The organism is Ruegeria sp. CF5 (assembly GCF_056537325.1).
In genome coordinates this window covers 1-17,942 of sequence record NZ_JBQFRI010000005.1, presented here as the reverse complement: position 1 = coordinate 17,942, position 17,942 = coordinate 1, and the positions used below count along the sequence as shown (strand labels likewise).

Here is a 17,942-nt window from a genome sequence, read left to right as displayed (position 1 = left end):
ATTTCAGGAGGCAACATATATGCTGCCTCCTGGTAAGTTTAGGCCTTAATGATCATCTTCGTGGCCATCGTGCTCGGCCCCATGATCATCGCCATCGTCGTGGCCATCGTGATCAAGCTCTTCCAACATCGCGTGCAACGCTTCTGCTGACGCTGCTGTAATCGTATTGTTCGCAAGCACCTCGCCAGACACGCCGTCGATCTGCAGCATCGTGTGAGTTGTGGTGCTCTCAAGTTCGGCAACGTAGATCGGGCTGTCGCCATAGTGGTCCACTTCGAGTGCCACCAAGTTGCCTTCTGCGACCCCTGTCGCGATCTCCATTGCTTTCGCGAAGGGAACTGATGGCGAAATCACCTTTTCTGATCCAACCGGCTCAGCGAATGCGAGCGTTGACAGTGCCAGAAGCGCAAGGCCAGATGCACCGGCAACAACCAGTTTTTTAACGTTCAAAGAGTTCATGAAGTTTCCTTTCGTGTCAGCGAGGTTCATCCGCTCGCATGACAGGATTTAGGAACCTTAGGTTTCATGCGGATTCGTTAGAGAATACGTTTGTGTTATCTTCTAACTTACCGCTGATACTGACGTCCCAAGATAATGACGCGTACGAATTCTGTTGGCATGCGGGAAAAAGACAGTTTGCTCAACGATAGCCACCATTTGTTCTAATGCAGCGAATTCAAGATTCGTCGCGCATTGTGATCTTCGCCGAACCGAATCTCGAATGGCAGGTTTTCGCAACCACCGGATGAATGACAGCGTCGTACCAAACTGCGAACATCTCTGAAGCGGTTTTAAGTGAAGCGATCTCTGGTTGAGTGGTCGGATCATCAGCGGATCCAACGAACCTCCACTTCAGTCCGTCAATTGCAGCCTTTGATCTTGTATGCAGAGAACGTCAGCGATTAGCCCAACTTGACCGATGCTGAAGTCTGCGCGAACGACTAATTTATCCGATCTGGTTGACTGGCAGCCCGGGATCAGTTTCGGCGACGCTTGCCCGCTCAGATGCCCAACCCCACCAAGCGGATAAACGACTATAATTGCGGAGGGCTGCTTCTCCCTCAGGTGCCTGAACAAAGTAACCCAACATCGGCGCGAGGTGACAATCAGCGAGCGTGAATGTCTGTCTATCGAGGACATGCGCTTCTGTTGCCATTGTCTCAAGCGCTTGAAGAACGGTACGCGATGCCGCCAACCCAATTTTGATCTCGGCCTCGTCACTTTCTTTTCCGAGCGCAGGGCCGAAGACCCTGTGAGCAAAAACCTGTCGGACCATTGGACGGTAGCCGTAACTGTCAACGATGGAGACAATTTGCGCCAAACGAGCAAGGCATTCGACTTCAAGGGGAACTAATCGAGGACCTTCGAACGCCGCGTCAATATAACGACCGATAGCCGAAGTCTCATAAACATCGAATTTGCCGTGGCTCAAAACCGGGACGCGACCGAATGGTTGCCGCTGCATGTAGTGCTCTGGAACGTCTTCCGCAAAAGGATCGATTTCCTCAGTTTCGTAGGAAACGCCTTTCTCGTGTAGCGCTATCCGCGCGATGCGGTTGTAAACACTGAATTGATAGCCTCGAAGTACGACAGGTTTATTCATGTTCAAGAGGCTATCGTCGATGCGGATTCATGGGAAGGGTTACTCAAGGCAATCGATAGACCTCTGGTTGAGAAGCGGACCTTTAGATCAACAGGTCCAAAGTCAGCTCCGTCCCGCGCAGCGGTCATTGATGCGTTGTATCGCGAACGATTGCTGAAGGTCTGTCTCCTTCCAGTCCCATTGGTTTTGAGTCCTCAATCCGGTATCCAGTCCGGCTGCGTTTTCGGTTTAAATCGAACCCAGCCCAAAACCGACGAACCAACCAATGGAGGGTGCCATGTGGTCCTGAAACTGCATGAAAGGTCAAAGGCATCCACTGCGCGCCAGCGCATGAACCGATCGAAACCTGCAGACAGCGACCCGTACACACATGAAAAGGAAAATTTTCGAAATTCAGCCGTGCGTTTCTCAAAAAGCGACGAAAACTCGTTGGGAGAAAATTGTCCAACCCGCAGGTCCAGTTAGACAAAAAACGCGCGCAACTCATTGAGTTTGCGCGCGTTTTTTTGAATTAGTGGCGGACCGAGGAGGATTCGAACCCCCGACCCCTTGATTCGTAGTCAAGTACTCTATCCAGCTGAGCTATCGGTCCGCGTTGGTGAGGCGCTGTTTAGACTCAGCGTCAGTGGTGCGCAAGCCGATTCTTCAAAATTCTCTCAAAAAGTCATGTCACCCTGCGGGAGCCTTATTTCAAAGGTCGTTCCCTCGGGTCCGGTGTTCTTGAGAACCAGTTCCCCACCGTGGCCGCGCACCAGTTCCGAGGAAATTGCCAGCCCCAGACCCGAGCCGCCCTTGCGCACGCCACCCTGAAACGGAGTGAACAGATTCTCTTGCGCTTTGGGGGGCAGGCCGGGTCCGGTGTCACGCACCTCGATGCACCAGTCTGTCCCATGCTCACAGGCAGCAACGGTGATCTGGCCCGGCTTGCCCGCCGCCACTAGGGCCTGCCGGGCGTTTCGGACGAGGTTCATGATGATCCGGAACATCTGCTCGGGATCGGCCCGGATGATCAAGTCCTCTGGCACTTCGTTATCAATCGTCACACAGCCATCGGCCAGTGCCAGCCTCTCGCTCGCTGCGACATCTTCGGCAATAGGCCGCAAGGGTACCATCGACAGGGTAGGCGCCGGTTCCTCGGCGCGACCAAATGCCAGCGTGCTTTCGCAGAGTGAGACCGCGCGGGTAATGGAGTTCACCAGCTTGGGCGCCATCCGGCGTACCAACGGATCTTCGCTGGCTTCGATCCGGTCGGTGAAAAGCTGCGCGGATGTCAGGATGTTGCGTAGATCATGACTGACTTTAGCGACTGCGCCGCCAAGCTGGGCCAGCCGCTCGCGTTGTTTTAGGGCATGGGTGATCTGGGTCTGCAGCATCTGCAAGGCTTCCTCGGCCTCGCGCAGCTCGGTCACTCCGGCCTGTGGCTGGATGATGCCGCGGACATCCTCAGGTGCGCGCGCGTATCTTTGCATGTACCCGACCACGCCCTTGATCGGCCGAACCAAAAAGGCGCGGACCGCAAGAAACAGGAAAAAGGCAGTGATGATCGAGATGACAAGCGACAAAAGCAGAATTCTCAGCCCGTAATCGATCATCGCCATTCGCAACGGATCGGTATCCATCGTCACTTCGATCAGCAGACCAGCGTCCCGTACCGGTTCACCGATCACGCGAATGATCTCGTTCTCGGGCTTGAAGAACCGGTTGAGCGCGTCGCGGATCAGCACCCATGCGCCGGCCATTCTCAGATCGTAGGTCTGTGTAATTTGATCCGGTATAGGTGAGGACAACATCAGTTGGCGCACCTCGTCACGGCGCAGCACGACGTTGTAGACCCCGGCATTTTCCAGCAATTCAGCCTCAAGCTCTTCGGCGAGCATGTCGTCGGCCAGCAGTGCGAGCGACGCGATTTGCGCCCGTTCCAGACGGTTCAACAGGAAATCTTCGCGGAATCGCGCAATCGACGGGACAAAGATCAGAACTTCGGCCAACATCACGAAGACCGTCGTCAGGATCAGAAATCGTCCCGAAAGCGAGTTCAAATTACGCTCCTTTTCCGATCAGGGAATCCAGCGCTGGACGAACCTGACCACTCGTTTAACCGTCTGATTCTCAAACAGCCTTGGCGAGAAATAAGCACCCGCCACGCGTTTGTTAAGCTCTCCGATCGTCGGGTAGGGCGACACCATCGCCGCGATCTGGCCCATCTTCAGGTTATTGGCCAGCGCCAGCGACCACAAGTTGATCAGTTCGCCCGCCTGATGCCCCACGATTGTGGCACCCACCGGGCGCCCCTTGACCACCATGACCTTGATGAAGCCGGTGGTTTTACGCTCGGCCACGGCGCGATCATTGTGGTGATAGTCGAAACGGGCAACCTCGAGCTTGTCACCGTATTGCCCCTGTGCCTGCTCTTCGCTCAATCCGACCTGCGCCAGTTCGGGGTCAGTATATGTAGCCCAGGGAATATGCGCCGTCTTTGCCTTTGCCGGCAGCCCGAACACAGCAGAGCGAATGATCACCCCGGCCTGATAACCCGCGACATGCGTGAATTGCAGACCGCCTGCGACGTCACCAATGGCATAGACTTTACGGTTCGAAGTGCGCAGCGCCTCATCCGTTCTGATCCCGTTTTTTGTTCTGTCGATGCCTGCCGCTTCCAGATTCAGGCGTTCGATATTTGCCTTTCGACCTGCCGCCAGCAAAAGATGCGTGCCTGCAAAGATGTCTCCGTTTTGAGTCACAACCTCGATTGCACCGGCCTCACCGCGAATCTGCGCCACCATCGACTGCTCGTGAATATCGACGCCTTCCTCGCGCAGAGCAGACAGCACGACAGAGGCAGCTTCGGGGTCATCCTTGCCCAGGGCTTGCAGCCCCTCGATAACCGTCACTTTGCATCCCAGACGAATGTGGGCCTGCGCCATCTCCATCCCGATCGGCCCGCCGCCGATGATCAGAAGATGTTCAGGCTTTTCACGCAGGTCAAAAATGGTCTCGTTTGTGAAATAGGGGACCTTGTCCAGACCGGGGATCGGCGGGACCAGCGGCGAGGAACCGGTGGCGATCACGATGCGGCGCGCCGATATAGTGTGATCTCCGGCCTGTACCTCAGTCGGAGACAGGAACGAGCCGTATTCGCGGATCACCCGAACACCGAATCCTTCGAACCTTTCCGGGCTGTCCATTGGGGCGATTTGCGCGATCACATCCTGCACATGATCCTTGGTCGCAGCATAATCGACTTTTGGCTCCGCATCCGCGATCCCGTATCTGGCTGAATGACTTTGCGCATAGGCAGCCTTACCGCTTGCGATCAACGCCTTGGACGGGACGCAGCCGAAATTCAGGCAGTCGCCACCCATTTTATGGCCTTCCAGCAGGGTCACATCCGCACCCATCTGGCTGGCGCCTGCAGCCACTGACAACCCACCGGACCCGGCCCCGATCACCAGGATGTCGGTCTTGATCTTTTTCATGGGTCAGGTTTCCTTCCGGCCGCGCAAGGTCTTGATAAGGATAGGCAGGGCGGCCAGCACGCACAGCCCCAGGATCGGTCCGATGATAAACGGTTCCCACAAAAGCGAAACATCCGGTGTCTCGCCGCGATCGAAAACACCGCCAAGTCCGACGCCGATCCAAGTATAGACGATACCACCGGGGATGATGCCCAGCGCAGTCGTCAGCAGGAAATTGCGGAACTTCACGCCAACCAGCGCCGGAACCAGATTGGCGACAAAGAACGGCACCACCGGCACAAGCCTAAGCAGGAACAGGACAGAGATTTCGTTCTCTCTTAGTCCATCCTTAAGCTTCTTTACCGTGCCTTCGGATGCTTCCAACCGTGCAGTCAATGCCTCACCCAGCCCCCAGCGCGCGGCCAGGAATATGGCAGACGCCCCGACGGTAGCGGCAAATACATTGAACAGGGTGCCTGCGAATAATCCAAACAGAAACCCGCCGGTCATGGACGCAACCGCCGCCCCAGGCAAAGAGAACGCGACGATCACGATATATACGGCAATGAAGGCGGCGGCCATCGACCAATAATTAGCGTCACGCCATGCCAGAAGCGCCTCGCGATTATCGCGCAGGGTTTCGAATGTCAGATAATCGCCAAGCGTAAAAAAGCCGATCAGGGCGGCAGCAATAATTGCCAACAGCGGTATGTGACGGGCCAGCCTGCGGCGGGGCATGTGAGTCGTGTTGCTCATCTGATCATTCGGCTTTTGTCGATTCATTCTGTTCACCAACATGCGCCCATGCTGCAGCAAGCAACAGATACTTCACGTCGCCTTGAAGTGTCCGGTCAAAAATGTGAGTGTTTGCAGCCACAAAACACGGTTTTGAAACCTTTGCCGGGCAAGCAGGCGGTTTTTGTTGCAAAAGACACCGAAAAGCGGGCTCAGAGGGTTTGACTTACTGCGCGCTTGCCAGTAGAGGACGGACTTCGAACACCACGGGCAGGCGAATCCGCGCCGAACCCGACCGCAAGAGATTGGAGACGGAGCGATGAAACGCACCTATCAGCCTTCGAACCTGGTTCGCAAACGCCGCCACGGTTTCCGCGCGCGCATGGCCACCAAGGCTGGCCGCAAGATTCTGAACGCACGTCGCGCACGCGGCCGCAAGTCGCTGAGCGCGTAAGCCGCCACCGACTGACGTTCTGACGAAAATGACGCCGCCGGAGGCCCCTGTGGATGGTACTGACCAACCCGGGGATACGCCCCCGGCGGCGTCCGTTTGCGCGCCCGAAACTCTGACCGTTCTAAAAAACCGGTCCGATTTCCTGAAGGCCGCGCGTGCGCGGCGGCAGGGGACGGCCTCGATGATGGTACAGGCCCGCAGGCGCGCTCCCGACGAGGCATCTGGCATTCGGGTTGGGTTCACCTGTTCAAAGAAGGTGGGCAATGCGGTGGCGCGCAATCGCGCCAAACGCAGGCTGCGTGAGGCCGCCCGTGCTGTCCTGCCGGTTCTGGGGCATGACGGCTGGGATTACGTATTGATCGGAAAAGCCGAAGCAACCGCATCCCGGCGCTATGACCAGTTGCTGGACGATCTGAGATATGCGCTGCGCAAATTGCACGACAAGCGAAAATGACTCTGCTGGCACATATCCTGGCTGTTCCCGTGCGGGCCTACCGGCTACTTTTCAGCCCGTGGGTTGGATTTAATTGCCGATATCAGCCGACCTGTTCGGCCTATGCGCTGGAGGCGCTGGAAAAGCACGGCGCGTTCAAAGGGTCCTGGCTTGCGGCCAGACGCATCGGTCGCTGCCATCCTTGGGGCGGCGACGGATATGACCCGGTACCGGGGCCAGTCAACAACGACAATCCCCAAGACCGGCCCTGATGCGGTGCGTGACGGGCCGTCAAACTTGACCAGCATGGCGGCCCTCTGAAAACCTGAGACAACAATTCCCGAGGTCTCAATGAAATCAGCTGCCCGTCACAGCCTGCCAACTCACGACGTTCACAACCAGCCGCCAGAGCGGGGCAACGGTAATCTCTGGACGTCGGACCCCGTTCTTCGAGAGGGCGTCGCGCGTACCCGGGGGCGTATCGAACCTCTGGCAAACTACGGTCAGACACTGGGCCAGACAGAATTGCGCGAGGCCGGTCGGGACGCCAACCGGCACCCACCGGAACTCCGGCTGTTCGACGCTGGGGGCCGCCGTCTGGATGAGGTGCGGTTTCACCCGTCGTATCACAAGGTCATGCAGACCAGCCAATCTGCCGGATATGCGTCTGTCGCGTGGGACGGTCAGCCGGGCGGACACGTGACCCATGCCGCCATGGTTTACATGGCCAGTCAGGTCGAGCCCGGACATTGCTGCCCGCTGACAATGACATATGCATCGGTACCGGCGCTTGCCGCCAGCGATCAGGTTTCCGCGATTTGGCGACCCAAACTTACCGCACGATCGTATGACCCTGCGGTCAGACCCATAGGCGACAAATCCAGCGCCACTCTGGGTATGGCAATGACGGAAAAGCAGGGCGGCTCGGATGTGCGTGCCAATACGACCGTGGCTGCACGCGACGGTGAGCACTGGCGGCTGAAAGGGCATAAATGGTTCTGCTCGGCCCCGATGTCCGACGGGTTTCTGACACTGGCGCAGGCACCGGGCGGGTTGACCTGTTTTCTTCTGCCCCGCTGGCTGGACGGTGAACGCAACGCCATTCATCTCATGCGGCTGAAAGACAAGCTTGGGAACAAATCGAACGCCTCGTCCGAGGTAGAGTTCCACGACGCGCTGGCCTTCCAGCTGGGCGATGAAGGAGCGGGAGTGCGCACCATCATAGAAATGGTGCATCACACTCGTCTCGATACAGCGATGGCCCCCGCCGGCCTGATGCGCGCCGCACTGGTCGAGGCACATCACTGGGTCAGCCACCGCAGCGCCTTTCAACGGCGTTTGATCGATCAGCCGCTGATGCGTTCTGTTCTGGCCGACCTGACGCTGGACTGGGAAGGTGCGCTGACTCTGGGGCTGCGTATCGCGCAGGCGTTTGACGCAAACACAGCCGAGGAAAATGCCTTCGCACGTATCGGCGTCGCGCTGGCCAAGTTCCTCGCCAACAAACGGTGCCCCGTTGTCACCGTCGAAGCGATGGAGGTGTTGGGCGGCATGGGTTACGTTGAGGATACACCCATGCCCCTGCTTTATCGCGAGGCCCCGCTCAACGGTATCTGGGAGGGGTCGGGAAACGTGATCTGTCTGGACATCCTGCGCAGCCTTGCACGCGAGCCGCTGGCTGCGGATGTGTTGCGTGCAGAACTGGCTGCCGGATCGGGCGTCGACCACCGGTTCGACGAGGCGTTGAAGGCACATCAGGCACGCTGGCCCACCCTGCCGCCTGAAGCCGAAGCGCGGTGGTTTGCCGAACGCACGGCCCTGTTGCTGACAGGTTCGCTTCTGCTGCGCCATGCGCCCGGCGCGATTGCCGACGGCTTTATTGCAACCCGCATCGCGGGCGATAGTGGGCGGGTGCCCGGCGCAGTCTCTGGTCTGGACACGCGGACAATTCTTGATCGGCTGGTGGCCTAGAAACCCCCGGCGCGGCACTCTTGCCCGTTAAAGGCAACTCCTGTAGAGGCGGGCCATGTTCGACGAAGCCGACGATATCCATCCGCTCTTTGCAGGCGCGCCCTCGACCACCGAGTTCAAGAAACTGCGCAAACGCATCGTGCGTCAGACCCGCGAAGCAATTGACCAGTATGGCATGGTCGAACGCGGCGCCAGATGGCTTGTTTGCCTGTCTGGCGGCAAGGACAGCTATACCCTGCTGGCGGTCCTGCACGAGTTGCAGTGGCGTGGCCTGCTGCCGGTCGAGCTGCTGGCCTGCAATCTGGATCAGGGTCAGCCGGGATTTCCCGCAACCGTCTTGCCCGAGTTTCTAGAGAGGATGGGTGTACCGCACCGGATTGAATATCAGGATACTTATTCGGTCGTTATGGACAAGGTTCCGCAGGGGCGCACCTATTGCGCCCTGTGTTCGCGCCTGCGTCGTGGCAACCTGTATCGGATCGCCCGAGAAGAAGGCTGTTCAGCAGTGGTTCTGGGACATCACCGCGACGACATCCTTGAGACGTTTTTCATGAACCTTTTCCATGGTGGCCGCCTGGCAACCATGCCGCCCAAGCTGGTGAATGAAGAAGGCGACCTGTTCGTCTATCGCCCATTGGCCCATGTCGCCGAGGCTGATTGCGAGAAATTCGCCACCTCGATGAACTACCCAATCATTCCCTGCGATTTGTGCGGCAGTCAGGATGGTCTGCAGCGGCAACAGGTCAAACAGATTCTGGATCAGTGGGAAAAGAACTCTCCGGGCCGCCGCCAGGTCATGTTCCGCGCTTTGACCAATGCCCGCCCATCGCACCTGCTGGATGAGAAACTGTTCGATTTTCAGGGCCTGACACTCAGTCCCGAAAAAATAAGCGAAAATTCGGACGAAATTCCCCAGTTGCGTTAACGACCGACTCATATTGGTTTCCTAAGGTTGACCAGTGCGTGCGATGCGCTGGCTGAGGGCCGTTGAAACCGATGTGGAAAAACTCACCAATTACCCAGATCAAGGCCCGGATCCTATCACTTGTGGCCGGGCCGCAAATTCTGGCGTTTGTTCCCGCCCTGGCTCTGGCTGCGTTCTGGCTGGGTGGCGAACCCGTTCTTGTGATTGTTGCGCTGGGGCTGCCTTTGCTGTTTGCGGGCTCGGGCGCATTCAGCGACTGGGGCAGGCAACCACCCATGCGGCCCGTTTCCACGAATGGTCTTGTACAAGCCGACGCATTTTATTCCGAAGTGGACCGTCGAAGGGAAGAGGCTACCAGGGCCGGGCAAAGTTCCGCCTGCTTCCTTCTGGAACTCGAAGACCTTCGAAAGATCGAAGGGCGACACGGTTTGGCGGCCGCGGACCTTGTGGCCGAACAGTGTGGTCAAAGACTTTTGTCAGTTCTGCGCAATCAGGATTTGATCACCCGGCTTGACCGAAACAGGATCGCAGTTTGCCCCGCAGCGTCACCGAAGTTTGACTTGGAGGCTTGTATCCAACTGGCAGGGCGCATGCAAAGCGCTGTCGAAGAACCCACAAATCTGAATGGCCTGAAGCTCTATGTTTCGTGTTCGGTTGGGTTTTGCTTGAGCAGTGATGCCCCTGATCACACGGGAAAGGAGTGGCTGGAGGCAGCGAGACTGGCGCTGTCGGAGGCCCGCAGTCACGGACCTTCTACAATCCGGGCCTTTTCGAAGGAAACACGCCGCCGCACTATTGTTCAGGGTGACTTGTGTAACGAAATCCAGATCGCTCTTGCCGCCGGGCAGATTCGGCCATGGTTTCAGCCGCAGGTGTCTACAGATACTGGCAGAATTACTGGTTTCGAGGCATTGGCGCGTTGGGAAAACCCGACAAAAGGCGTATTGGGCCCGCAGACGTTTCTGCCGCTCATTGAGCAGGCGGGGTTGATGGGGCAACTTGGCCAGACAATGCGCCATCAGGTATTTTCGGCCCTGAAATCATGGGACCAGGCTGGTTTGTGCATACCTCGGGCTGGTGTGAATTTCTCAGCGGAAGAATTGCGTGATCCAGGGCTGGCCGAACGTCTGCAATGGGAGCTTGACCGTTTCGACCTGACGCCGGACCGGCTGGCTGTTGAAATCCTTGAGACTGTGTTCTCCTATGCGCCTGACGACGTCATTTCGCGCACCGTGACAGGGCTTGCCAAAATCGGCTGCTATATCGATCTGGATGATTTTGGCACAGGGCACGCTTCGATTGCGTCCCTCAAACGTTTTGATGTGTCGCGGATCAAGATCGACCGGTCCTTTGTCACCAAAGCGGATCAGGACCCCACGCAGCAACAGCTGATCAGTGCCATATTGACGATGGCCGAACAGCTGAAGCTTGAAACACTGGCGGAAGGCGTCGAAACGCCGGGCGAACACGCGCTGATGGGCCAGCTTGGGTGTCGACACGTTCAAGGCTTTGGAATCGGCAAACCAATGCCGTTCGACCAGACAAGTGGCTGGATCGTGGCATATCAGGCAAAACTGGCCAAAACCCCTGAAATTGGGCGCAAAATGGGCTGACACATTCAAAGAAGAAACAACTGAACGCTCGGTCCGTACATTTTGGGGGCGATTCTGCTTGACCTTTGGGCCTGCACTCTGTTGAACCCACCGGTGTCTTTCAATGCTCAAGGTGGCTGTCCCAGATGGACGATCAGAACAAGAATCTCATCCTTGCAACCGTGCTCAGCTTTCTCGTGATCCTTGTTTGGTTCGTGCTGTTCCCACCGCCGGAGCAAACGACGACCCCTGAAGATAGCGTGATCAGCGCCTCGGAAGGCAACGAGGTTCAGACACCCAGTGCCACCGGCACTGACACGTTGGGCGAGGCATCCTCGGTCACGGCCGAGACGGAACCGGACGCAGAAGCGCCGCGCGTCCAGATCGACACCCCGCGCCTGACTGGTAGTCTGTCTCTGTCCGGCGGTCGGATCGATGAACTGTCGCTGAAAGACTACAAGGTCTCCTTGGCCGAGGATTCCCCGATTGTGGAGCTTCTTTCGCCGGTTGGTTCGGAATCCGCCTATTATGCCCTTTACGGCTGGGCCCCCGGAGCGGGTGTAACCGGATCGGAAGTACCCGGACCGAACACATTGTGGTCTGTGGAACAGGGCGAGACATTGGGCGTAGACAGCCCCGTGACGTTGAGCTGGGACAATGGCAAGGGTCAGCTGTTCCGCCGCACCATCTCGGTCGACGAAGATTACATGTTCACCGTCACGCAATCGGTCGAAAACACGTCTCAGGCCGAGGTTGGCATGGCCCCGTATGGCATTCTGGCCCGCCACGGCATTGGCGAAGATGCTGATCTGCCCGAGCTGAAGAACTTCTTCATTCTGCATGAGGGCGTGATTGGCATGGCTGACGGGACACTGACCGAAATCGATTATGGCGATGTGCGCGATTTCGACATTGATCCGAATGAACGTGCGCAGGCCGAGGTATTTCAGGTCAAGGAAAACGGTTGGATCGGATTTACCGACCACTACTGGATGACTACGCTGATCCCTGAATCCGGTTCGGCCTTTAAGGCGGCTGCGAAATTCGACGACCGCCGCAAGATTTATCAGACCGAAACCGTTTTGCCGACACTGACGGTAGCGCCGGGTGAGACAGCCGAGGTTACGACCCGTCTGTTTGCCGGTGCCAAGGAATGGGAAGCCATTCGCGAGTATCAGGCAGACGGTGTGCAGAAATTCATCGACAGCATCGACTGGGGCTGGTTCTTTTTCCTGACCAAGCCGATCTTCTGGCTGCTGCACAACCTGAACCAGCTGATTGGCAACATGGGCTGGTCGATCATCGGCCTGACCCTGATCATCAAGGCGATCCTGTTCCCTCTGGCGTTCAAATCCTATGTCTCGATGGCGAAGATGAAGGAGTTGCAGCCGCAGATGGAGGCCCTGAAAGAGGCCGCTGGCGACGACCGCCAGAAGATGCAGCAGGGCATGATGGAGCTGTACAAAAAGGAAAAGGTAAACCCGGCCGCTGGCTGTTTGCCGATCCTGATGCAGATTCCGATCTTCTTCTCGCTGTATAAGGTGATCTTTGTCACGATCGAACTGCGTCAGGCGCCCTGGTTCGGACCGTTCCAGGACCTCAGCGCGCCGGACCCGACCTCGATCATGAACCTGTTTGGTTTGCTGCCGTGGGCCGGGCCGCAACCGGACTCGCTGATGGCGCTGATCTTCATCGGTATCCTGCCGCTGCTGCTGGGTATTTCGATGTGGCTGCAGCAAAAGCTGAATCCGGCGCCAACTGATGCAACACAGGCGATGATCTTTGCCTGGATGCCGTGGGTGTTCATGTTCATGCTGGGCGGATTCGCCAGCGGACTGGTTGTCTACTGGATCGCGAACAACACGATCACATTCACCCAGCAGTATCTGATCATGCGTAGTCAGGGCTATACGCCGGACGTGTTCGGAAATATCAAATCCGGCTTCAAGCGAACGCCCAAGACGGACGACAAATGAGCGGCACCGTCACCAGCCTCTGGCGGCACCCCATCAAAAGCCATGGCCGCGAGGCCCTGGAGGAGGTGATTGTGAACCCCGGGCAAACCATGCCCGGGGATCGCGTTTGGGCCGTGGCGCATGAGATGTCGCGGGCGGACGGAACCGAGTGGGTGAATTGCGGAAACTTCAGCCGGGTTTCCAAAGCTTCGGAACTGATGGCAGTGACCGCGCAGTTGAACGGCGAGCAAGTCACGCTGAGCCATCCAAAACGCCCCGACCTGACCTTTGATCCGGACAGGGATGTTCAGGTTTTTCTGGACTGGGTCGACCCGTTGATGCCTGCTGACCGGGCCGCATCGGCCCGGATCATTCGCGTACCCGGGCGCGGCATGACGGACAGCGATTTTCCGTCAATCACACTTTGCAACATGGCTTCGCACCGCGCGGTCGAGCAGAAACTGGGCCGTGATCTTTCCATTCACAGATGGCGCGGGAACATCTGGTTTGATGGCCTGCCGGTCTGGGAAGAGTTCGACTGGCTGGGCGGCGATGTGCAGATCGGCGAGGCGGTTTTTCATGTCCGCGAGCGGACGGATCGCTGTGCCGCAACTACTGCTAACCCTGATACCGGCGTTCGGGATGCTGATACGCTGGGCGCTCTGGGCACCTGGGGGCATCAGGATTTCACGGTTCGCGCCGAGGTTAAACAAGGCGGTGCAATCCGCGTTGGCGACAAGGTTACACCGCTATGACGTCATTGCCGTTTTCACTTGCTGAGGACCCTGACCAGATTGCGCTTGAAACGGGGCGCAAGCTGTTTGCCGGGGAATCCGAATTCGTCAAAGGTGTGGTTGCGATGTCCGGTCTGCCCGCCCCTGATCGGCTAGAAGTCTGTTTTGCCGGACGATCCAACGTCGGCAAGTCCAGCCTGATCAATGCCCTGACCGGCACCAAGGGGTTGGCGCGGGCGTCAAACACGCCGGGTCGAACGCAAGAGATCAACTTTTTCACCCAAGGTCCCGAGCTGTATCTGGTGGACCTGCCGGGCTATGGCTATGCCAATGCGCCGGTCAAAGTGGTTGAGAAGTGGCAAAAACTGCTCAAGCAGTATCTCAGCGGACGCCAGACCCTGCGACGTGCTTTTGTCTTGATTGACGCACGGCACGGGGTGAAACCCGTTGATGATGAAATCATGAAGCTTCTCGACAGCAGCGCCGTGACTTTTCAGTGTGTTTTGACCAAGGCTGACAAGGTCAAGGCGAAGGATCGCGAAAAGGTTTTGGAGCAGGTGCGCGCTGCGTTGTCAAAACACCCGGCGGCCTTTCCGGAAATCGTGCTGACCTCTTCCGAAAAAGGCGACGGTATTCCCACTCTGCGTTCGATTATCGCGCATCTGGAATAGCCGGGCTTTTGCCGCCCGACCACGAAAGCGCTGTTCGCACTTGGCAGCCCCGCTCAAAGGTCCTAACACCGTTGGTCAAAGGGACCCAAGCTATGAAGACACGAGACATGAACCGGGATTGGATCGCCACCGCCGCCACCTTGAACAGCGCGCTGCCCTATCTTCAGCGATATGACGGGGCCATTGTGGTCATCAAGCTGGGCGGGCATGCCATGGGCAGCGATGAAGCGATGGAGAGCTTTGCCCGCGATGTGGTGCTGATGCGCCATGTGGGCGTGAATCCGGTGATCGTTCATGGCGGCGGCCCGATGATCAACGCGATGCTGGACAAGTTGGATATCCAGTCAGAGTTTGTGAACGGCAAGCGTGTGACCGATCAGGCAACTGTGGAAGTGGTCGAGATGGTCTTGTCCGGTCTGGTCAACAAGCGGATCGTGCAGGCCATCAACGCGCAGGGCGGCGTCGCGGTCGGACTGTCCGGCAAGGACGCAAACCTGATGACATGCGACCAGACTGATCCGTCGCTGGGCTTTGTCGGAACACCGTCCGAAATGAACCCCAAACTGCTGAACGATCTGTTCGCGCATGACGTGATTCCGGTGATCGCTCCGCTGGGAACAGGTCGGGACGGTGAGACGTTCAACGTGAACGGCGATACCGCCGCCGGTGCAATCGCGGCCGCACTCAAGGCCGATCGCCTGCTGCTGCTGACGGACGTTTCCGGCGTCAAGAACGCTGCCGGTGAAGTCGTGACCGAACTGAAGGCCGGTCAGATCAGGGAAATGACCCGCGAGGGGACAATTGCAGGCGGCATGATCCCCAAGACCGAAACAGCACTGGATGCCTTGCACAGCGGTGTCAGAGCCGTGGTCATATTGGACGGTCGAGTTCCAAACGCCGTGCTGCTGGAACTGTATACCGAGCATGGCGCAGGCTCGCTTATCCGTCCGGACTGACAGCAATCCGGCGCGCTGGGCTTGCGCTGCGACTTTACATAGTCAATCGTGAATGCATGGAGCAGGAAGCATTCATCCGCCTGGGAATTTTCCTAGGGCTTTTCGTTGCGTTTGCCATAGGCGAAGCGCTGGCTCCGCGCCGTGCCCGAAAGGTCGCGCGCTGGAACCGCTGGCTGACAAACCTGTCAATCACCCTTTTGAACACCCTGCTTTTGCGAGTCATGGCTATTGGGCTGCCCCTTTTGGCCGTCGGAGCAGCATTGGACGCCTCCCGGAACGGATGGGGGCTGTTCAACATATTGGGCTGGCCGGTCTGGATCGAGATTCTGTTGTCAGTCCTGATACTCGATTTTGCGATCTGGGCGCAGCATCTGATCACTCACAAGGTGCCGCTTCTTTGGCGGTTGCATCGAGTTCATCACGCGGACCGGGATATGGACGTGACGACAGCGGTCCGGTTCCATCCGGTCGAAATCGCGCTGTCGATGTTTTTGAAGATCGGGCTGGTTTATGTGATGGGGCCAGCCGCATTGGCTGTCGTAATCTTTGAAGTTCTTCTTAATGGAACAGCTTTGTTCAATCATTCGAACATCAAAATCCCGCTGGCCCTCGACACGGTGTTACGTAGAGTTCTGGTGACGCCGGATATGCATCGGGTCCATCATTCAGTGCTGAGAAAGGAACATGACAGCAACTATGGCTTTGCATTGTCCATCTGGGACCGGATGATGGGCACATATGTAGCGCAGCCCGGTGAAGGGCACGACAAGATGACAGTGGGGTTAGAATGGCAGGACGATCGTCCAACGCGGCTGGGGTGGAGCCTCGCGCTGCCTTTTCAGCGCAAGTGACCTATGAGGTCGTTGAAAAGGCCGCGCGGGAATCCGGTCTGATCGTCATGGGAGCCCAGCATCCCGATAAGAGCCGAGCCAGCCAACTGAAAGGCGGTACGCTGATTTTGCTGGGCGCGGGGGCGGGGTTCTGGTCAGTGCTCAATGCTTCACCTGAGTGGCTGGACGGGTCGCCGGATCCGGTCGACAGGTGGTCTTTGCGTGTCATCGGCCAGATGTCTGAAACTCTGGGGGCCCGGGCCTATTTTCCTTTCGGCGGCCCCCCTTATACGCCGTTCATTGACTGGGCATTGAAATCGGGGCGTGCTTTCCAAAGCCCTGTCGGCGCGATGGTTCATGACACCGTGGGAATGTTGATCTCCTATCGTGGGGCGCTGCATTTTGAGCAGGAAATGAAAATTCCCGATGCAAATGGCTCTTCGCCTTGTATCAACTGCGAGGCGCCTTGCAGCACAGCCTGCCCTGTCGGCGCTTTAAGTACCGATAAATTTTACGATCTGGACGCCTGCCACAGCTTTCTGGACACGCCCGCAGGGCAATCCTGCATGAGCGACGGCTGCGCCGCACGACTGGCATGTCCGGTCAGTGCCGGTGCCGCTCGTAACCCCGAACAGTCGGCCCATCATATGAAGGCATTTCATCCGATATGACCCGTATCCTTGTTCTGACCCGACACGCAAAATCCAGCTGGGACAATCCCATGCTGGATGACCATGACCGACCGCTGAACAAGCGAGGGAGGGTATCTGCCAAAGCTGTCGGGACATGGCTGGCGGAAAAGGGATGGACCCCGGACGAGGTCCTAAGCTCCACATCGTTGCGTACTTACGAAACATGGCGACAGATGGAACTGGAGACTTCAGAGGTCACATTCACCCGCGATCTGTATCATCCTGATCCGGGACAGATTTTGCGCACTCTGACCACCGCAAAAGGCAGTGTGGTTTTAGTGTTGTCCCATAATCCCGGTATCGCCGAGTTTGCAGGTCGGATCGTGCGACAGCCACCAGATCACATGCGGTTTTTTGACTACCCGACATGCGCCACAACAATCATTCAGTTCGATATTGAAAGATGGTCTGACGTTGCATGGAAAACCGGCGAAGTGCTGGATTTCGTTATCCCGCGTGAGTTGCTGAAATAAGAAAAGGCGAGGATAACCCCGCCTTTTCCTGAATGTTCGAAGGCCGGAGCTCGCCCCGGTCGCTGTTTAATGCCCCAAAATTTGGCTGAGGAACAGCTTGGTGCGCTCTGACTGCGGGTTGTTGAAGAACTCTTCGGGTTCGTTCTGTTCCACGATCTGACCGGCGTCCATGAAAATCACGCGGTTGGCGACCTGACGGGCAAAGCCCATCTCGTGCGTCACACACAGCATGGTCATGCCTTCCTCGGCCAGTTCGATCATGGTGTCGAGCACCTCTTTGATCATCTCGGGGTCCAGCGCCGATGTCGGTTCATCGAACAACATGATCCGCGGCATCATGCAGAGCGAGCGAGCAATCGCCACACGCTGCTGCTGACCGCCCGAAAGCTGGCCGGGATACTTGTCGGCCTGTTCCGGGATTTTCACCTTTTCCAGGAAATGCATCGCGCGCTCTTCGGCCTCT

Annotated in this window: 19 protein-coding genes and 1 tRNA gene; 13 read left to right on the top strand and 7 right to left on the bottom strand. The window is 57.6% G+C overall.

Annotation, left to right across the window (positions count from 1 at the left end; all coding sequences use genetic code 11):
- Positions 1-45 precede the first annotated feature (45 nt).
- The 6 genes from ACR0NW_RS13060 to ACR0NW_RS13035 all read right to left on the bottom strand — a co-directional run bounded on the left by ACR0NW_RS13060 (position 46) and on the right by ACR0NW_RS13035 (position 5,841).
- Positions 46-459 carry a hypothetical protein gene (locus ACR0NW_RS13060; protein ID WP_480450606.1) on the bottom strand — a complete coding sequence of 138 codons (414 nt, stop codon included), beginning with the start codon at positions 457-459 and terminating at the stop codon, positions 46-48.
- Positions 460-946: 487 nt separating this feature from the next.
- Positions 947-1,603, bottom strand: coding sequence for a glutathione S-transferase family protein (locus ACR0NW_RS13055; RefSeq protein ID WP_480450975.1), 657 nt, complete (start codon positions 1,601-1,603; stop codon positions 947-949).
- 515 nt (positions 1,604-2,118) lie between these two features.
- A tRNA-Arg gene (locus tag ACR0NW_RS13050) sits at positions 2,119-2,195 on the bottom strand.
- 64 nt (positions 2,196-2,259) lie between these two features.
- Positions 2,260-3,594, bottom strand: coding sequence for a sensor histidine kinase (locus tag ACR0NW_RS13045; protein ID WP_170657310.1), 1,335 nt, complete (start codon positions 3,592-3,594; stop codon positions 2,260-2,262).
- 66 nt (positions 3,595-3,660) lie between these two features.
- Complete coding sequence (locus tag ACR0NW_RS13040) at positions 3,661-5,079, bottom strand: dihydrolipoyl dehydrogenase family protein (RefSeq protein WP_480450605.1); 1,419 nt, start codon at positions 5,077-5,079, stop codon at positions 3,661-3,663.
- A 3-nt stretch (positions 5,080-5,082) separates the two neighbouring features.
- Positions 5,083-5,841: a TVP38/TMEM64 family protein gene (locus ACR0NW_RS13035; protein WP_480450603.1), complete on the bottom strand. Its 759-nt coding sequence runs from the start codon at positions 5,839-5,841 to the stop codon at positions 5,083-5,085.
- 271 nt (positions 5,842-6,112) lie between these two features.
- Here ACR0NW_RS13035 and rpmH point away from each other — a divergent pair, with 271 nt between their 5' ends.
- From rpmH to ACR0NW_RS12970, 13 genes are all read left to right on the top strand, one after another.
- Positions 6,113-6,247 carry a 50S ribosomal protein L34 gene (gene rpmH / locus ACR0NW_RS13030; protein WP_005980833.1) on the top strand — a complete coding sequence of 45 codons (135 nt, stop codon included), beginning with the start codon at positions 6,113-6,115 and terminating at the stop codon, positions 6,245-6,247.
- Between the two features lie 28 nt (positions 6,248-6,275).
- A complete protein-coding gene (gene rnpA / locus ACR0NW_RS13025; protein WP_480450601.1) occupies positions 6,276-6,701 on the top strand; it encodes a ribonuclease P protein component in 426 nt (141 codons plus the stop codon).
- The gene (gene yidD, locus ACR0NW_RS13020) at positions 6,698-6,952 is read left to right on the top strand and encodes a membrane protein insertion efficiency factor YidD (protein ID WP_480450600.1); all 255 of its coding nucleotides are present in this window, start codon (positions 6,698-6,700) and stop codon (positions 6,950-6,952) included. The genes rnpA and yidD overlap by 4 nt, the downstream gene beginning before the upstream one ends.
- Positions 6,953-7,031: 79 nt before the next feature.
- On the top strand, positions 7,032-8,651 hold the full coding sequence (locus ACR0NW_RS13015; RefSeq protein WP_480450598.1) for an acyl-CoA dehydrogenase family protein: 1,620 nt from the start codon (positions 7,032-7,034) through the stop codon (positions 8,649-8,651).
- 55 nt (positions 8,652-8,706) lie between these two features.
- Positions 8,707-9,576, top strand: a complete 870-nt coding sequence (gene ttcA, locus ACR0NW_RS13010) for a tRNA 2-thiocytidine(32) synthetase TtcA (RefSeq protein ID WP_480450596.1) — start codon at positions 8,707-8,709, stop codon at positions 9,574-9,576.
- A gap of 71 nt (positions 9,577-9,647) precedes the next feature.
- Positions 9,648-11,189 carry a putative bifunctional diguanylate cyclase/phosphodiesterase gene (locus ACR0NW_RS13005; RefSeq protein WP_480450594.1) on the top strand — a complete coding sequence of 514 codons (1,542 nt, stop codon included), beginning with the start codon at positions 9,648-9,650 and terminating at the stop codon, positions 11,187-11,189.
- A 125-nt stretch (positions 11,190-11,314) separates the two neighbouring features.
- The gene (yidC, locus tag ACR0NW_RS13000; protein ID WP_480450593.1) at positions 11,315-13,144 is read left to right on the top strand and encodes a membrane protein insertase YidC; all 1,830 of its coding nucleotides are present in this window, start codon (positions 11,315-11,317) and stop codon (positions 13,142-13,144) included.
- Positions 13,141-13,878, top strand: a complete 738-nt coding sequence (locus ACR0NW_RS12995) for an MOSC domain-containing protein (RefSeq protein WP_480450591.1) — start codon at positions 13,141-13,143, stop codon at positions 13,876-13,878. The genes yidC and ACR0NW_RS12995 overlap by 4 nt, the downstream gene beginning before the upstream one ends.
- Complete coding sequence (gene yihA / locus ACR0NW_RS12990; RefSeq protein ID WP_480450590.1) at positions 13,875-14,528, top strand: ribosome biogenesis GTP-binding protein YihA/YsxC; 654 nt, start codon at positions 13,875-13,877, stop codon at positions 14,526-14,528. The genes ACR0NW_RS12995 and yihA overlap by 4 nt, the downstream gene beginning before the upstream one ends.
- 92 nt (positions 14,529-14,620) lie before the next feature.
- Positions 14,621-15,484 carry an acetylglutamate kinase gene (argB, locus tag ACR0NW_RS12985; protein ID WP_170657299.1) on the top strand — a complete coding sequence of 288 codons (864 nt, stop codon included), beginning with the start codon at positions 14,621-14,623 and terminating at the stop codon, positions 15,482-15,484.
- A 56-nt stretch (positions 15,485-15,540) separates the two neighbouring features.
- Entirely contained in the window at positions 15,541-16,335 is a 795-nt protein-coding gene (locus ACR0NW_RS12980) for a sterol desaturase family protein (RefSeq protein WP_480450588.1), read from the top strand.
- Positions 16,272-16,985: a ferredoxin gene (locus ACR0NW_RS12975; protein WP_480791877.1), complete on the top strand. Its 714-nt coding sequence runs from the start codon at positions 16,272-16,274 to the stop codon at positions 16,983-16,985. The genes ACR0NW_RS12980 and ACR0NW_RS12975 overlap by 64 nt, the downstream gene beginning before the upstream one ends.
- A complete protein-coding gene (locus ACR0NW_RS12970) occupies positions 16,982-17,479 on the top strand; it encodes a SixA phosphatase family protein (protein WP_480450585.1) in 498 nt (165 codons plus the stop codon). The genes ACR0NW_RS12975 and ACR0NW_RS12970 overlap by 4 nt, the downstream gene beginning before the upstream one ends.
- A 66-nt stretch (positions 17,480-17,545) precedes the next feature.
- Here the strand turns inward: ACR0NW_RS12970 and ACR0NW_RS12965 are convergent.
- Positions 17,546-17,942, bottom strand: a 397-nt coding sequence (locus ACR0NW_RS12965; protein ID WP_480791876.1) for an amino acid ABC transporter ATP-binding protein, incomplete at its 5' end; no start/stop codon positions are given.

Coding starts and splice junctions, on each gene's coding strand:
- rpmH (WP_005980833.1), top strand. CDS start 6,113: ATGAAACGCACCTATCAGCCTTCGAACCTGGTTCGCAAACGCCGCCAC.
- ACR0NW_RS13040 (WP_480450605.1), bottom strand. CDS start 5,079: ATGAAAAAGATCAAGACCGACATCCTGGTGATCGGGGCCGGGTCCGGT.
- argB (WP_170657299.1), top strand. CDS start 14,621: ATGAAGACACGAGACATGAACCGGGATTGGATCGCCACCGCCGCCACC.
- ACR0NW_RS13055 (WP_480450975.1), bottom strand. CDS start 1,603: ATGAATAAACCTGTCGTACTTCGAGGCTATCAATTCAGTGTTTACAAC.
- ACR0NW_RS13005 (WP_480450594.1), top strand. CDS start 9,648: ATGTGGAAAAACTCACCAATTACCCAGATCAAGGCCCGGATCCTATCA.
- ACR0NW_RS13035 (WP_480450603.1), bottom strand. CDS start 5,841: ATGAATCGACAAAAGCCGAATGATCAGATGAGCAACACGACTCACATG.
- ACR0NW_RS13045 (WP_170657310.1), bottom strand. CDS start 3,594: ATGTTGGCCGAAGTTCTGATCTTTGTCCCGTCGATTGCGCGATTCCGC.
- ACR0NW_RS13060 (WP_480450606.1), bottom strand. CDS start 459: ATGAACTCTTTGAACGTTAAAAAACTGGTTGTTGCCGGTGCATCTGGC.
- ACR0NW_RS13015 (WP_480450598.1), top strand. CDS start 7,032: ATGAAATCAGCTGCCCGTCACAGCCTGCCAACTCACGACGTTCACAAC.
- rnpA (WP_480450601.1), top strand. CDS start 6,276: ATGACGCCGCCGGAGGCCCCTGTGGATGGTACTGACCAACCCGGGGAT.
- ACR0NW_RS12980 (WP_480450588.1), top strand. CDS start 15,541: ATGGAGCAGGAAGCATTCATCCGCCTGGGAATTTTCCTAGGGCTTTTC.
- ACR0NW_RS12970 (WP_480450585.1), top strand. CDS start 16,982: ATGACCCGTATCCTTGTTCTGACCCGACACGCAAAATCCAGCTGGGAC.
- ttcA (WP_480450596.1), top strand. CDS start 8,707: ATGTTCGACGAAGCCGACGATATCCATCCGCTCTTTGCAGGCGCGCCC.
- ACR0NW_RS12995 (WP_480450591.1), top strand. CDS start 13,141: ATGAGCGGCACCGTCACCAGCCTCTGGCGGCACCCCATCAAAAGCCAT.
- yihA (WP_480450590.1), top strand. CDS start 13,875: ATGACGTCATTGCCGTTTTCACTTGCTGAGGACCCTGACCAGATTGCG.
- yidC (WP_480450593.1), top strand. CDS start 11,315: ATGGACGATCAGAACAAGAATCTCATCCTTGCAACCGTGCTCAGCTTT.
- yidD (WP_480450600.1), top strand. CDS start 6,698: ATGACTCTGCTGGCACATATCCTGGCTGTTCCCGTGCGGGCCTACCGG.
- ACR0NW_RS12975 (WP_480791877.1), top strand. CDS start 16,272: ATGGCAGGACGATCGTCCAACGCGGCTGGGGTGGAGCCTCGCGCTGCC.